At 68.9% G+C, this 14442-nt stretch carries 7 protein-coding genes; all 7 read right to left on the reverse strand.

Features of this window, described 5'->3' with window-relative positions:
• Positions 1–34: 34 nt before the first annotated feature.
• Positions 35–1681 carry a SpoIIE family protein phosphatase gene (locus ACFVXA_RS35635; RefSeq protein WP_384024334.1) on the reverse strand — a complete coding sequence of 549 codons (1647 nt, stop codon included), beginning with the start codon at positions 1679–1681 and terminating at the stop codon, positions 35–37.
• Between the two features lie 73 nt (positions 1682–1754).
• Entirely contained in the window at positions 1755–7160 is a 5406-nt protein-coding gene (gene pulA / locus ACFVXA_RS35640; RefSeq protein WP_390028297.1) for a pullulanase-type alpha-1,6-glucosidase, read from the reverse strand.
• Positions 7161–7304: 144 nt separating this feature from the next.
• Complete coding sequence (locus ACFVXA_RS35645) at positions 7305–8687, reverse strand: alpha-amylase family protein (RefSeq protein ID WP_362026204.1); 1383 nt, start codon at positions 8685–8687, stop codon at positions 7305–7307.
• Positions 8688–8969: 282 nt separating this feature from the next.
• Positions 8970–10649 carry a glycoside hydrolase family 13 protein gene (locus ACFVXA_RS35650; protein WP_389514335.1) on the reverse strand — a complete coding sequence of 560 codons (1680 nt, stop codon included), beginning with the start codon at positions 10647–10649 and terminating at the stop codon, positions 8970–8972.
• A gap of 180 nt (positions 10650–10829) precedes the next feature.
• Entirely contained in the window at positions 10830–11738 is a 909-nt protein-coding gene (locus ACFVXA_RS35655) for a sugar ABC transporter permease (RefSeq protein WP_383908731.1), read from the reverse strand.
• Between the two features lie 13 nt (positions 11739–11751).
• Positions 11752–12759, reverse strand: a complete 1008-nt coding sequence (locus ACFVXA_RS35660) for a sugar ABC transporter permease (RefSeq protein ID WP_362026195.1) — start codon at positions 12757–12759, stop codon at positions 11752–11754.
• Positions 12760–12880: 121 nt separating this feature from the next.
• On the reverse strand, positions 12881–14155 hold the full coding sequence (locus ACFVXA_RS35665; protein WP_362026192.1) for an extracellular solute-binding protein: 1275 nt from the start codon (positions 14153–14155) through the stop codon (positions 12881–12883).
• Positions 14156–14442 lie beyond the last annotated feature (287 nt).

The following is a 14442-nucleotide window of genomic DNA, read 5'->3' on the forward strand; positions in this document are numbered from 1 at the left end:
GCCGGACAGGCCCCGAGCCGCAGCGCTCGAATCGTCATTCCAGTCGTAGCGCCAGCAGCGCGATGTCGTCCTCCCGGTCCCGGCCGAAGCAGTCGAGCAGGGTGTCGCAGAGGGCCGCCGTGCCGGGCGGGGCGACCGCCGCGGCGGTGCGCAGCTGTTCCATGGAGACCTCCAGGTCGATGCCGCGGGTCTCGATGAGGCCGTCGGTGACCATGAGGAGCCGGTCCGCGGGCTTCAGGGTCACCTCGGTGGGCGGCGGCCGGTCCAGGCCGAGGCCGAGCAGCGGGCCGTGCGCCTTGACGTAGCCGGCGGTGCCGTCGGCGGCGACGATCAGCGGCGGGATGTGGCCCGCGTTGGCGATCCGGGTCCGCCCGCTCACCGGGTCGACCAGGGCCAGACAGACGGTGGTGGTGACGTCGGGGTGGTAGTGCTGGAGCATCCGGTCCAGCCGCCGGGCCAGCACCCCGGGGTCGGACTCCTCGACGCAGTGGGCGCGCAGCGCGTGCCGGATCTCGACCATCACGGTGGCCGCCTCCAGCGAGTGCCCGACGACGTCACCGACGGCCGTGAGCACCCCGCCCGCCGTGTGCAGCGCCGCGTAGAAGTCGCCGCCGATCTCGGTCTGCCGGGAGGCGGGCTCATAGCGGACGACCACGTCGACGCCCGGCAGCTCGGGCAACTGCTGTGGCAGGAAGCTGTGTTGCAGGGTCAGCGCGATATGCCGTTCGGCCTGGTACATGAGCAGCGGTTCGGCGGCCAGCGCGGTGGCGCGGGCGAGCCGGGCCACCAGGGCGCCGGTCTCCGGCGGTGCCTCGCGGTCGGCGCGCGCGGGCGTGGCGAGGCACACCGGTGTCCGGCCGTCCTGGGACTGGGCCAGCACGAGGCGCGCGTCGTCGGGCGCGCCGGGCCGGAAGAAGCCCGCGGGCCACAGCGGGGCGGGCACGACGGTGCGGCGCACCCCGGTGCGTCCGGCGGTGGCGTGCCGGATCAGCCGGGCCACGGCCTGGTGCGCGCCGGGGTCCGGCAGTGCCGCCCGCGCCCTGCTCGGGGACATGCCCCGGTACAGCTCGCCGTCCTCGGCGAGGACGAACACGGCGGCCGGTGCGCCGGTGAGCCGCGCGGTGCCCTCGGCCGCGGCGTCGGCGAGTTCCCGCATGCAGCGCGCCGTCTGGACGGCGGCGATCGTCTCGGACAGCAGCGTCAGCCGTCGTACGAGCGTCTCGGCGCCCGTGCGCATCCTGGCTCCGCGCACCGCGGCGCGTACGACCGCCTGGATCTCCTCGGGTTCCGCGGGCACCGCCAAGTAGGCGTCGCCGCCCGCGTCCAGTCCCCGGCAACGGTCGGCGGGGCCCGCGGACATGGCGGAGAAGTGCACGACGGGCAGGCCGGCCGTGGGCGGCCGCGCCTTGAGTCTGCGGCACAGCTCGAAGCCCGTCATGTCGGGCAGGCCGACGTCCACCAGCGCCACGTCGGGCAGGAGGCCCGCGCGCAGCCGTACATCGAGTTCGACGAGCGCCTCGCCGGCGCTGGCCACCGGGATGACACGGTGCCCGGCGCGGCGGAGCAGGGCGCCCAGCGCGTAGCGGTTGGCCGCCGTGTCGTCGACCACCATCACGGTGGAGTCGCCGTCCACCGCGTCGGTCGGCTCGATGTCGTCGCCGTCCATGTCGTAGCCGTCCATGGGAACAGTCCCTCGGGGCACGGGTGATGGGGACAGACCGGGCTCTCCGGCCTGCCCCCAGCAAACTAGTCCGCTATGACGAGGTTCGGGCGAAAACCGCCACCGTACGGCCCGGAACGGCGAACGTGCCCGTTTTCGCCGCGTAGGACGAGGATTTGACGATAGGGTCCGCGCCCGACGCCTGCGCCGGATGCAGCGCGTACGCCGTCCCGGCCAGCGCGCCGATCGTCTGCTCACGCTTGTCGGGCGTCGCGTTGAAGACGACGACGAGGTCGCCGAGCTCCATCGTGATCACCCCGGGCGTCTCGTCCTTCCCGGACAGCGGGAAGGAGAGCTTGGACTGCACCTGGCCGGCCGTGGAGAGTCCGAAGACGCGCTCGGTCGTACGGATCTTCAGCAGCTCCTGGTATGCGGCGGAGGCGCCCTCGATCTGCTCGCAGCCCACCCTGACGGAGGTCAACAGCGGTGTGGCGTAGGGCCACTTGGACTGGTTGTCGGCCGCCATCGGCAGCCCGCGCCCGAAGCCGTTGCCGTCCTGGCAGTTCCAGTGGATGGCGTTGAACCAGTCGCCGCTGTCGAACGAGTTGCGGTCGAGGGACTTGGAGCGGAGCAGGTCCGAGCCCGCCTGGGAGAGGGCCGGGCCCTGCGAGAGGGTGGCCGTCGCCATGGCGAGGACCTGCATCCGGGCCCGGTCGCCCGCGCTCGTGGCGGCGGGCAGCTTGTAGGTGAGCGCGTCGTACAGGGACTCGTTGTCGTGCGCGTCGGCGTACGCGAGCGCGTCACCCGGCGCGTCCGCGTATCCGGCGGGCTGCCCGTTGTAGTCGACCTCGGAGCCCTTGACCTCCTTGCCGTCGGAGTCGGTGAAGCGGTACGTGGCGAGGTTGCCGGTCAGACCGATCTTGATGAGGTCCTGGTAGTGCAGGAGCCGCGCCTTCTGCTCGGCCGATGTGCCGTTCGCGGTCGAGGAGTTGGGGTCGGTGTAGAGGCCGGACGCGAAACCCTGGACGCCCGGGTCGCTGTCGAAGGGGCTGCCGCCGCGTACGGCGTCACGCGCCCGGTCGGAGAAGGTCGCGATCCCGGTCCCGGCCATGTTCTTCTGGGTGGCCTGCACGAATCGGGCGTCGTCGGCGACCTCGCCGAAGTTCCAGCCCTCGCCGTACAGGATGATCTTCTTGCCGTCGACGCCGTCCTTCTGCGGGGTCAGCGCGTCGAGGGCCTTGCGGACCGCGAGGATGTTGGCCTTCGGCTGGTGACCCATGAGGTCGAAGCGGAAGCCGTCGACCTTGTACTCCTTGGCCCAGGTGACGATCGAGTCGACCACCAGCTTGCCCATCATGGCGTTCTCGGTGGCGGTGTTCGCGCAGCAAGTGGAGGTGGCGACGGATCCGTCGGCGAGGAGCCGCTGGTAGTAGCCGGGCACGATCCTGTCGAGCACGGAGGTGTCCGCCTGACCACTGGCGGCCGTGTGGTTGTAGACCACGTCCATGACGACCCGCAGGCCGTCCTCGTTCAGCGACTTGACCATCTTGCGGAACTGGACCGTGCGCGCGGTGCCGTCGGGGTCGGTCGCGTACGAGCCTTCCGGCACCGTGTAGTGGTACGGGTCGTAGCCCCAGTTGTACGCGTCCTTCGCGGCGGTCTTCGCCACGCATTCCTGCTGCTTCTGGGAGTCGGCCGCGTAGGAGGCGAGGGCGCAGTCGGTCCTCGCCTGGTCGGACTTCTTCTCGGGGATCGTCGCGATGTCGAAGGCGGGCAGCAGGTGCACATACGACGTCCCGGACCTGGCCAGCTGCTTCAGGTGCTTCGAGCCGTCGCTGTTCTTGTCGGTGAAGGCGAGGTAGGTGCCCTGGTCCTTGGCGGGGACGGTCGTGTCCTGCACCGAGAAGTCCCGGATGTGCAGCTCCTGGATCTGGGCGTCCTTCAGCGGCACGGCCTTCGGCTTCTCGAGGTGCGACCAGCCGCTCGGGGCAAGGGACTTGGCGCCGAGGTCGACGACCAGGCTGCGCTCGGAGTCGGCGGTCAGGGCCACCGAGTAGGGGTCGGTGACCTTGTTGGTGACGACCTTGTGGACGGTGGGCGCCCACACCTTGACGACGTACCGGTAGGGCTTGTTCCGCCAGGACTTCGCGCCGGTGACCGACCAGACGCCGGTGGTGTCGTTCCTCTTCATGGCGACCGTGGAGCCGTCGAGCTCCAGTGCCACGCTCTGCGCGGTCGGCGCCCACACGGCCAGCGTGGGACGCCCGTCGCGGAACGTCGGACCCAGCTGCGCCTTGGTCGCGTCGTACAGATCGTCCAGTACGCCGGCGATCTGGACGCCGGTCGCCGCGAGCACGGCGCCGCCTGCAGCCCGTTGCGAGGCGACGAGCTGACCGCTCAGCGCCTCGCGCACCCGGTCGCGGTCGCGCGGGTCGACGGACCAGGCGGTGTAGTCCTTGAGGTGCGGGAACGCGGCCTTCTGGGCGTCGGTCAGGCTGGTCCTGGACAGCCGGATCCAGCGTTCGTCGTCGCTGGTCAGCGTCCCGTCCTTGACCGCGATCGAGCCGTCGCGGGAGTACAGCAATTGAGTGGAGGCCGCGGCCTCGGAGCCGTTCCAGGCGACCGTGTTCCGGTCGATCCAGACCGCCTTGGAGGTGGTCAGGTCGAGCGCGGCCGCGCTGCCCGCGGGCTGCGGGAGCAGGTACTTCTCCTGGCCGTTCACCAGCCACACCTCGTGGCCGTTCGCGGTGAGGTCGAGCGACTGGTCGGTCGGGAGGTCCTTCTCGTCGCCCTTGTGGATGATGTAGCTGAGGCTGGTGGCACCCTCGGCGAGCGGCACCTCGAACACCGCGCCGTAGGCGTCGGTCCGCACCGGCTCCAGCGGCTTCGACCAGTCCGTGGGCGTCGCGGCGCCCGTCCAGACGTGCAGTCCCCAGCCGGTGTAGTCGCCGTCGGCACGGTGGTAGTGCAGGACCGCCTTGGTCTTGTCCTGCGCCGGGTAGTCGGGCCGTTCGGTCCGTACGGCTTCCTTGCCCTGCTCGACCCAGACCTCGCCGGTCTTCGTGACGTCGATCGTGCGGTCGGCGGAGACGTCCTTGTTGCCGTCCTTGTCGATGACCAGGAAACCGACGCTGGAGGCGCCCGGCTTCAGCTTCACGTAGGCGAAGGCCCCGTAGGCGTCACGGCCGATGAAGTCGTGTCCCGCGGGCCAGGTCGTCGACTCGCCGTCGGCGAGGTCGCCCCAGGCGTAGAGCCGCCAGTCGGTGTAGTCGCCGTCGGTACGCTTGTAGTGGACGATCGCGTAGTCCCGCGAGGAGGCCGTCGGGACCTCTTCGGCGGGCGGGCTGCCCGTCGTGCCGGCGGCCGTCGCGCTCGCCGTGCGCCCGGCCGAGTCGACCACGACCGCCTTGTAGCGTAGGACCGTTCCGGCCGGTACGTCCTTGCCGATGACCTGCGTGACCTTGTACGGGGCGTGGTCGGCGGAGCCGAGGGTCCGCCACTTTCCGTTGCCGACCTGGGCGGCGAAGACGACGCGATTGAGCTGACCGCCGGTGACGTCGGCGCCGAGCTCGACGGTGCCGGTCGCGCCCGCGTCCGGCGCCTTCAGGGTGAGCGACGGCTTCGCGGCAGGGGCGCCGAGCGGTCGAGCCGCCTTGAGGACGATGGCGGAACCGGCCGGGACGGTGAGCGTGACGTTCTTGTCGGCGTCGCTCGTCAGCCGGGACGAGGTCCCGTAGATCCCCTGGAAGGCCGTGTCGGCGGAACCGGTGGCGAAGGTCGCCGTCTTCGCCTCGCCCGCGTTGTTGACGGCGACGACGTACTCGGTCCTGTCGGTGCCGGTGCTCGTACGCGAGAAGGCGTACACGCCCGCGCCGTCGGCGGCGTACCGCTCCGTCTGCACGCCGTCCGCGAGCGCCGGGTTGTCCTTGCGGAGCTTGGAGAGAGCGGCGATCTCCTTGTAGAGCGGTGCACTCGTGTCGTACGCGTCGCTCGCGTGCGTGCGGTCGGTGCCGATCTCGTCGTCGTCGAGGTAGTCGGCGACCTTGGAGGCGAACATCGTCTGGCGGGCGTCCTTGTCGCCGCCCGCGCCGGTGAAGCCCTGCTCGTCGCCGTAGTAGACGACGGGGTTGCCGCGGCTGAGGAACATCAGCTCGTTGGCGAGCCTGTCCTTGGCGAGCAGCTGAGCGTCGGTCGCCTTGGGGTTGTCCTGGTTCAGGAAGTACCCGATGCGGCCCATGTCATGGTTGCCGAGGAAGGTGACCTGCTCGTACGCGTTGGCCTTGTCGGTCGTGTACTTGTAGTCGTCACCGAAGACCGAGGCGAGCTTTTTGGCGCTGCCGCCCTGGGAGGCGTACGAACGTGCCGCGTCCTGGAAGGGGAAGTCGAGGGTGGCGTCGAGCCGGCCCTGGGTGACGTACGGGGAGGTGATCGACGTGTCGGCGGAGTAGACCTCGCCGAACATGAAGAAGTTCTTCCGGCCCCGCTCGGCCGCGTACTTGTCGAGCGCGGTGGCCCACTGCGTCCAGAACTCCATGTTCACGTGCTTCACGGTGTCGATCCGGAAGCCGTCGACGCCGAAGTCGCGCACCCACCGCTCGTAGATCTTCTCCATGCCGCCGACGACCTCGGGACGCTCGGTCCACAGGTCGTCGAGGCCGGAGAAGTCGCCGTTCGTGGAGCTCTCGCCGGCGAAGGTGGAGTCACCGCGGTTGTGGTACATCGTCGGGTCGTTGAGCCACGACGGGACCTTGGTGTTCTTCTTCGCGGCCGGCACGGTCGGGGTGCGGGGGAAGGAGTCGGTGTCGACGGCCGGGAACTTGGAGGTGCCGTCCGCGTAGTCGGCGTCGTCGAAGGGCACACCGTCCTTGGTCAGATACGGGAAGGCTCCCTTGGAGAGGTAGTCGTAGGACTTCTCCTCGTAGTCGACGACGTCGGCGGTGTGGTTGGTGATGACGTCGAAGAAGACCTTCATGCCCTTGGCATGGGCCTTGGAGATCAGCGTCTCCAGGTCCTTGTTGGTGCCGAAGTGCGGGTCGACCTGGGTGAAGTCGGTGATCCAGTAGCCGTGGTAGCCGGCCGAGGCGTCCTTGCCGGTGCCCTGCACGGGCTGGTTCTTGAAGATCGGCGCCATCCAGATGGCGGTGGTGCCGAGCCCCTTGATGTAGTCGAGCCTCTTGGTCAGGCCCTTGAGGTCGCCGCCCTGGTAGAAGCCCTTGTCGGTGGGGTCGTAGCCGGTCGCCAGGCGTGACCCGGTGAGACCGCCCTCGTCGTTGGAGGTGTCGCCGTTGGCGAACCGGTCCGGCAGCACGAAGTAGAACTGCTCGCGGGTGTCGTCGTGCCGGGCGGGCGCGGCGGCGAGCTTCGCGTCGGAGGGGGGCGCCGGCGGGGTCTCGGCCCGCGCGGCGAGGGGTTGTGCGAGCGATACGGCCAGCGCGGCGGCGAGGACGGCTGCGCGCAGCCTGAAGCGGCCGGGGCGGCGCGCCGGCCCTCTCGGTATCAGGTCCACAGGTGTGAACTCCTAGCGATTACGGCGTACTCGGGTCCGACCCCGCGCTGCGTTCCGGCTTCGGTGCCGAACGCCCGCGTGACCGTATCGCTCACGCAAGGTTTACAGCAAGAGTCTTGCAAGGTGCGGCAAGGGCTTTCAGCAGCTGGACTTGCCGGCGTAGATCGCCAGTGCCGTGTTGGCGCCCAGGGTCGCCGTGAACTGGCCCGAACTGTTCACGGTGACGCTCGTGTTGTTCTGGACGTTGCAGTACGTGCCCGCGGCGAGCGAGGTGGTGTACGTCCGGGTCAGGGTGGAGGACTCGTGGTTGATGGCCACATAGCCCTTGCTGCCACGGCCGAACGCGATGGCGTCGGCGCCGTCGTCCCACCAGTTGCTGAGGGACTGGCCGCGGGTGGTGTTGCGGAAGGCGACCATCGACTTGATCTCCGGCCAGGCGTGCTGGCACTTCCAGCCGTCCTGCCAACAGGCGTTGACGGTACCGCCGTTGGGCGGGCCGGCGTCCGCGTCGGACCACTCGTAGCCGGAGTTGATGTCGGGGGCGCCGTACGGATAGGCGAGCATGAAGACGTTCGCCAGGGTGTAGTTCGCGCCGTCCTTGTAGTTCAGGGTCGACCCGTTGCGCTCGGTGTCGTGGTTGTCGACGAAGACGCCCGCGACCGAGCTGCTCATATAGCCCCAGCCCTCGCCGTAGTTCTTCAGATAGGCGAGGTTCTCGTTGTTGAAGACCCGCTTGAGGTCGTACGCGTACCGGAACTCCTGGACGTCGCCGTTGCCCGTGTACTCGGTCGGCTGGACGGCCTCGCCGGAGCCGTAGATGACCTCCTGCTTCCAGTACACCGACGGATTGCTCAGCCGCGACTTGATGTTGGCGAGGTCGGTCGCCGGTATGTGCTTGGCCGCGTCGATCCGGAAGCCGTCGACGCCGTAGCCGAGCAGGGTGTTCATGTACCCGGCGATCGTCTTGCGGACGTACTCCTCGCCGGTGTCCAGGTCCGCGAGCCCGACGAGCTCGCAGTTCTGCACGTTGGCACGGTTGGTGTAGTCGCTGATGGTGGCGGTGCAGTCGTCCATGTCGTACGAGGAGTACAGGCCCGGGTAGTTGTACTTCGTGTACGAAGAGCCGCCGGTGCCGGTGCCGGAACCGGCCGCCATGTGGTTGATCACCGTGTCCGCCACGACCTTGACGCCCGCCGCGTGACACGTGCTGACCATGTTCTGGAACGCGGTCGCGTCACCGAGCCGGCCGGCGATCCGGTAGCTCACGGGCTGGTACGAGGTCCACCACTGCGAGCCCTGTATGTGCTCGGCGGGCGGGGACACCTGGACGTAGCCGTAACCGGCCGGGCCCAGTGTGTTGGTGCATTCCCTGGCGACCGAGTCGAACTTCCACTCGAAGAGGACGGCCGTGACGTCCTTGGTGCCGGGCGGGGAGGCCGCCGCCGTACCCGGGGGGACGGCCACCGAGACCGCCAGTCCCGCCGCGAGGGCGAACGAGGCGGCGAGCGTTTTCCTTGCCATGTGATTGCTCCTGCACTTCGTTGTGCGGGTGGGGGGATTCCGGAAGGTATCCCTTGCAATCAAGTTTCAGCAAGATGTCGTAAGAACTTTCAACTACCTTATTGACTCAGCCCCTTCAGCAGTCCCACGCTCCAAGGTGTCAGCCCCCGGGCGGCTCGCGCCAACAGCACCCTCACGACCGGCACGTCGGCGGTGGCGGCCGACAACTGCGGGAAGCAGCGCGAGCGACGCGGACGGCGGTGCTCCGATCCCCCCGGGACCGGAGCACCCCTCACGTGTGCGTCAGACCGCCCACCACACGGTGGTGTCCGCGGGCAGCTTCGCCTCACCGTGCCGCGAGAGGCTCACCTCGCCGCTGGCGAGCAGGACACGGCCGTACGCCGGAACGGTCACGGCCTCGCCCCCGGTGTTCGCGGTGCAGACGAACGCGCCGCGACGGAAGGCGAGTACGCCCTCGGGCGCCTTCAGCCAGGTGACGGTGTCGCCCGCGCCGAGGTCGGCCTCGGCACGCCGGACGGCCAGCGCGCCGCGGTACAGCTCCAGAGTGGAGTCCTCCACCCCGGTCTGCGCCTCGACGCTCAGCTCGGCCCACTCGGGGGGCTGCGGCAGCCAGCTGCCGCCGCTGCCGAAGCCGTACGAGGAGCCGGTACGGGTCCAGGGGATCGGCACCCGGCAGCCGTCGCGGAACCCGTCCTGGCCGGCGCCCCGGAAGTAGGCGGGGTCCTGGCGCACCTCGTCCGGCAGGTCCACGACGTCCGGCAGGCCGAGTTCCTCGCCCTGGTAGAGATAGGCGGAGCCGGGCAGCGCGAGCATCAGCAGGGTCGCCGCCCGTGCGCGGCGCAGCCCCAGTTCCCGGTCGCCGGCGGTACGGATCTGGGTGCCGAGCCCGGCCTCGTTGGCGAAGCGCGTGGCGTGCCGGGTCACGTCGTGGTTGGACAGCACCCAGGTGGAGGGGGCGCCCACCGGGCGCATCGCGTCGAGGGTGCGGTCGATGACGGAGCGCAGCTCGGCCGCGTCCCAATGGGTGCCCAGGTACTGGAAGTTGAAGGCCTGGTGCAGCTCGTCGGGGCGCACGTAGTTGGCGGTGCGCTCGATCGTGGGGGTCCACGCCTCGGCGACGAAGATGCGCTCACCGTCGTACTCGTCGAGGATCGTGCGCCACTGCCGGTAGACGGCGTGCACGCCGTCCTGGTCGAAGAAGGGCATGACATCGTTGCCCAGCAGCTTCAGCTGGTCGTGGTCGCCCAGGTCCGGCAGGCCCTCGGCCTTGACGAGCCCGTGGGCGACGTCGATGCGGAAGCCGTCCACTCCCATGTCCAGCCAAAAGCGCAGGATGGAGCGGAACTCGTCGCCGACGGCCGGGTGGTCCCAGTTGAAGTCGGGCTGCTCGGGCGCGAAGAGGTGCAGGTACCACTCGCCGGGGGTGCCGTCCGGCTCGGTCACCCGCGTCCACGCCGGGCCGCCGAAGATGGACTCCCAGTCGTTGGGCGGGAGTTCGCCGTTCTTTCCCTTGCCGGGGCGGAAGTGATAGCGCTCCCGCAGCGGCGAGCCGGGGCCCTCGCGCAGGGCCCGCTTGAACCACTCGTGCTGGTCGGAGGAGTGGTTGGGGACGAGGTCGACGATGATCCGCAGGCCCAGTTCATGGGCGTCGCGGATGAGGGCGTCGGCGTCCAGGAGGTTGCCGAACATGGGGTCGACGGCCCGGTAGTCCGCCACGTCGTACCCGGCGTCGGCCTGCGGCGAGGCATAGAAGGGGCTGAGCCACACGGCGTCCACGCCGAGGTCGCGCAGGTACGGGAGTCGGGAACGTACGCCCTCCAGGTCGCCCATGCCGTCGCCGTTGCTGTCGGCGAAGCTGCGCGGATAGACCTGGTAGATCACCGCGTCGCGCCACCAGTCGCGGTGGCCGGCGACGGTGGCGAGAGCGGAGTTCGGGGCCTGGTCGGCGGAGTGCTGGCTCATGGCGTCCTTGATGCGATGGGGGTCCCCCCGCTCGAGTGGAGCCGAGAGTGGGGAGGAGTTCGGGTCTTGGATGCGTCGGGGGGCGGGGAAATGAGGCGGCCACGGTGCCGGCGGGGTCGGAGGGGCACCGCGGCCGCCACCCGCGCGCCGTGAGCGCGCGGGAGTCCTCGTGGGGAAGGGTCAGCCCTTCGTCCCACCCGCGGTGAGGCCGGTCACCAGATTCTTCTGCACAAGGTAGAAGAACGCGGAGACGGGTATCGCCACCAGCACCGCCGTGGCGGCCATCAGGTTGCGCTGCGCGTCGTGCTCGCTGACGAAGCTCAGCAGACCGACGGCGAAGGTGTACTTCGTGTCGTCCAGCATGAACGTCGAGGCGAAGGCGACCTCGCCGAACGCGGTGATGAAGCTGTAGAAGGCGGCGACCGCCAGGCCCGGCTTGGCGAGCGGCAGGATCAGCCGTACGAAGGTGCCGAAGGGGTTCAGTCCGTCGACGCGGCCCGCCTCGTCGATCTCGAACGGGATGGTGTCGAAGTAGCCCTTGAGCAGCCAGGCGCAGTACGGCACCGCGGTCGAGCAGTAGACGAGGACGAGACCGAGGTAGGTGTCGATGAGCTGGAGGTCCGAGAGGATCTGGTACATCGGCACGATGAGCACGGCGATCGGGAACATCTGGGTGACCAGGAGCACCCACATGAACTTCCGGTATCCGGGGAAACGCATGCGGGAGACCGCGTAGCCGGTGGTCGCGGCGACCATGACGCCGATGACCGCGGTGCCGAACGAGACGATGAGCGAACTCTTCATCCACTCGAAGAAGTTCGTGTGCAGGAGCACGAACGAGTAGTTGTCGAACGTCATCTTGTGCCAGATGCCGGCGGGGTGCAGATAGTCGTCCTTGTCCGGGCCGAGGGACAGGAAGACCAGCCAGGCGATCGGGAAGATCGCGATCAGACTCGCGACGACCAGGATGCCGTGGGAGACGGCGGAGCCGGCGCGGCTGTTCTCGCCTCGTCGGCGGCCCTTGCCCGGGGCGGTGCCCGCGGGGACCTGGTCCGCCGGGGCGGACGTCTGAAGGGTCGGGGTACTCATGGGGGCTCCTGCCTCAGATCGCGAGCTGCTGGTCATTGCGGTTCAGCCAGCGGCGGTAGAAGGAGGTGAAGACGATCAGGATGGCCAGCAGCAGAATGCCGTACGCCGCCGACTGCGCGAAGTCGCGCGGCTGTTGGCCGAAGCCCAGGTAGTAGGCCCAGGTGACGAGGATCTGCGCGTCCGGGGCGGTGTTGCCGAACAGCAGGAAGATGACGGCGAACTGGTTGAAGGTCCAGATGACGCCGAGAAGGACGACGGTGGAGCTGACGGACCTCAGCCCCGGCAGAGTGACGTGCCGGAACCGCTGCCAGGCGTTGGCGCCGTCCATCTCCGCGGCCTCGTACAGCGTCGAGTCGATGGACTGGAGCCCCCCGAGCAGCGAGAGCATCATGAACGGCACACCGCACCAGGTGTTGACCATGATGGCGGCGAACCGCTGCCAGAAGGTGTCCTCCAGCCACAGCGGTGACGGCAGGTGCACGGCGTCGAGCATGGAGTTGATGATGCCGCCGTCGGCGAGCATGAAACGCCAGCCGAAGACGGTGACGAAGGTGGGCACCGCCCATGGCAGGACCATGACGAGGCGGTAGAAGGTGCGACCGCGCAGCTTCTGGTTGAGCAGCAGCGCGAGACCGAGGCCGATGGAGTAGTGCAGGGCGACACAGAGCGCCGTCCACACGATCGTCCAGATGAAGTGCGACCAGAAGCGGTCGTACGAGGTCGGGCCCCACAGGATGTCTTTGTAGTTGTCGAGGCCGATGAACTTGTAGGTGGCGTCGATGTGGTTGACGCCGATCGTGCGGGCCGAGTTGAGGCTGTTGGCGTCCGTGAGCGTCAGGTAGAGCCCTCGCACCAGCGGATAGAGCACCAGCCCGCCGAGCACGACGACCACCGGGGCGATCATCGCGTACGCGTACCAGTACTTCTGGTACGAGTGCTTCAGACGCTGCACCCGGCCGGGGCGCGGCGCTCGGTCACCGCCGCGACGCTTGCCGGTCGCTCGGTCGATGGCGACTGTCATGGTTCGACACCTTCTGGAAGTTCTACGACACTACGGAGTGGCGGCCGGGGCGGTGGCGGCACAGGCCGATGGCCGCCGGATCCTTCCCCCCCTTCAGGGAGGATCCGACGGCCACACGGACCTACTTGCTGAAGTCCGGGACCAGCTTGGCGATCGCGAGCTCCACGTTGCTCAGGCCCTTGTCCAGGGACTCCTTGCCGCCCGCGATCTTCGGCAGCTCGGTGTCGAGCGGGCCCCAGAGCGAGCTGTACTCGGGCAGTGCCGGGCGCGGCTGGGCGGCGGCGAGGACGCCCTGGTAGCCGGCGATTCCGGGGTCGGCCTTGACCTGGGCGGTGTAGGCGTCGTCCCGCGTCGGCAGCGTGGAGTTCTTCAGGGCGATCGTCTCCTGGGACTTCGCCGAGGTCATGAACTTCACGAACTTCAGCGAGGCCTCCTGGTGGGCCTTGTCCGAACCCGCGTACACGGAGAGGTTGTGGCCGCCGGTCGGGGCGCCCGCCTTGCCGGTGGAGCCGGCCGGGACGGTCGCGATACCGAGGTTGGCCTTGTCCGTGAAGGCCGAGCCCTTGTAGAAGTTGGTGATCTCCCAGGGACCCTGGACGATCGCGGCGACCTTGCCGTTGACGAACGCGTCCTGGATGTGGGCGTACGCGTCGGCGGTGGTGTCGGCCTTGTGCAGGCCCTTGCCGGAGAACAGTCCCTGCCAGGTCCCGTACGCCTTCTTCGCGGCGGCCGAGTTCACGGTGATCTTCTTGGCGGTGGCGTCGACCGTGTCGGTGCCCTCGCCGTAGAGGAACGACTGCGCGTAGTAGGCCTGGGTCGAGCCCCAGTAGCCGTCGACGCCGGTCTTCTTCTGGATCGTGGCGGCGTCGGTCTTCAGCTCGGCCCAGGTGGTGGGCGCCTTGTCGATGCCGGCCTTCTTGAAGAGGGCCTTGTTGTAGACCAGCGCGAGGGTGTCGGTGACCAGCGGCACGCCGTACGTCTTGCCGTCGTACTGGGCCTGCTTGATCAGGCTCGCCTGGAACTTGCTCTGGTCCGCGAGGGCCTCGGTGCCGTCGAGCGGCAGGAAGAAGCCCTTCTTCGCGAACGCCGGCGTCCAGCCGACCTCCGAGCGCAGGATGTCCGGGGCGCCCTTGGAGCCGGCGGCGGTGTCGAACTTGTTCTGCGCCTGGTCGAAGGGGACGTTGACGTACTTGACCTTGATGGTGGGGTTGGCCTTCTCGAACTGCTTGGCCAGGGCCTTGTACGTCGGCGCCTCATTGGTGGCGTTGGAGGTGTCCCACCAGGTGATGGTGAGGGGGCCGTCCGACTTGTCGCTGCCGCTGTCGCTGCCGCCGCAGGCCGTCGCCGCGAGGGCGAAGGACGCCACCAGCGCGGTGGCCGCTATGCCACGCCGCATGAGATCTCCTTGAGGGTGAAAGCCCGAGTGGTGGGGGCAGCGGTCCCGCCCGCTCCCCTTGCCGACTTGCCGACTGCGCCGTTGCGTCCGCCGGGCGACGTGAACGTAACAGCGTTGCAAGCGCCGCGAAAGACCTTGCAGCAAAAAAGTGCAAGGACTGCCGACAGTTACGTGCCCGTGACCTCTGGCCTGAGGTCCGGAATCCCTTGTAAGAGGCCGCTCAGCGGACATGCGAACCCCTGTGCAAGACTCTGCAAGCTCTTGCCATACCTGGCGGGTACGGGGAT

The sequence above is a fragment of the Streptomyces sp. NPDC058246 genome (assembly GCF_042881985.1).
In the GTDB taxonomy this organism is placed as follows: domain Bacteria; phylum Actinomycetota; class Actinomycetes; order Streptomycetales; family Streptomycetaceae; genus Streptomyces.

Excerpts from the sequence above, each read along its gene's own strand:
- ACFVXA_RS35655 (WP_383908731.1), bottom strand. The coding sequence starts at position 11,738 with ATGAGTACCCCGACCCTTCAGACGTCCGCCCCGGCGGACCAGGTCCCC.
- ACFVXA_RS35665 (WP_362026192.1), bottom strand. The coding sequence starts at position 14,155 with ATGCGGCGTGGCATAGCGGCCACCGCGCTGGTGGCGTCCTTCGCCCTC.
- ACFVXA_RS35635 (WP_384024334.1), bottom strand. The coding sequence starts at position 1,681 with ATGGACGGCTACGACATGGACGGCGACGACATCGAGCCGACCGACGCG.
- ACFVXA_RS35660 (WP_362026195.1), bottom strand. The coding sequence starts at position 12,759 with ATGACAGTCGCCATCGACCGAGCGACCGGCAAGCGTCGCGGCGGTGAC.
- ACFVXA_RS35650 (WP_389514335.1), bottom strand. The coding sequence starts at position 10,649 with ATGAGCCAGCACTCCGCCGACCAGGCCCCGAACTCCGCTCTCGCCACC.
- ACFVXA_RS35645 (WP_362026204.1), bottom strand. The coding sequence starts at position 8,687 with ATGGCAAGGAAAACGCTCGCCGCCTCGTTCGCCCTCGCGGCGGGACTG.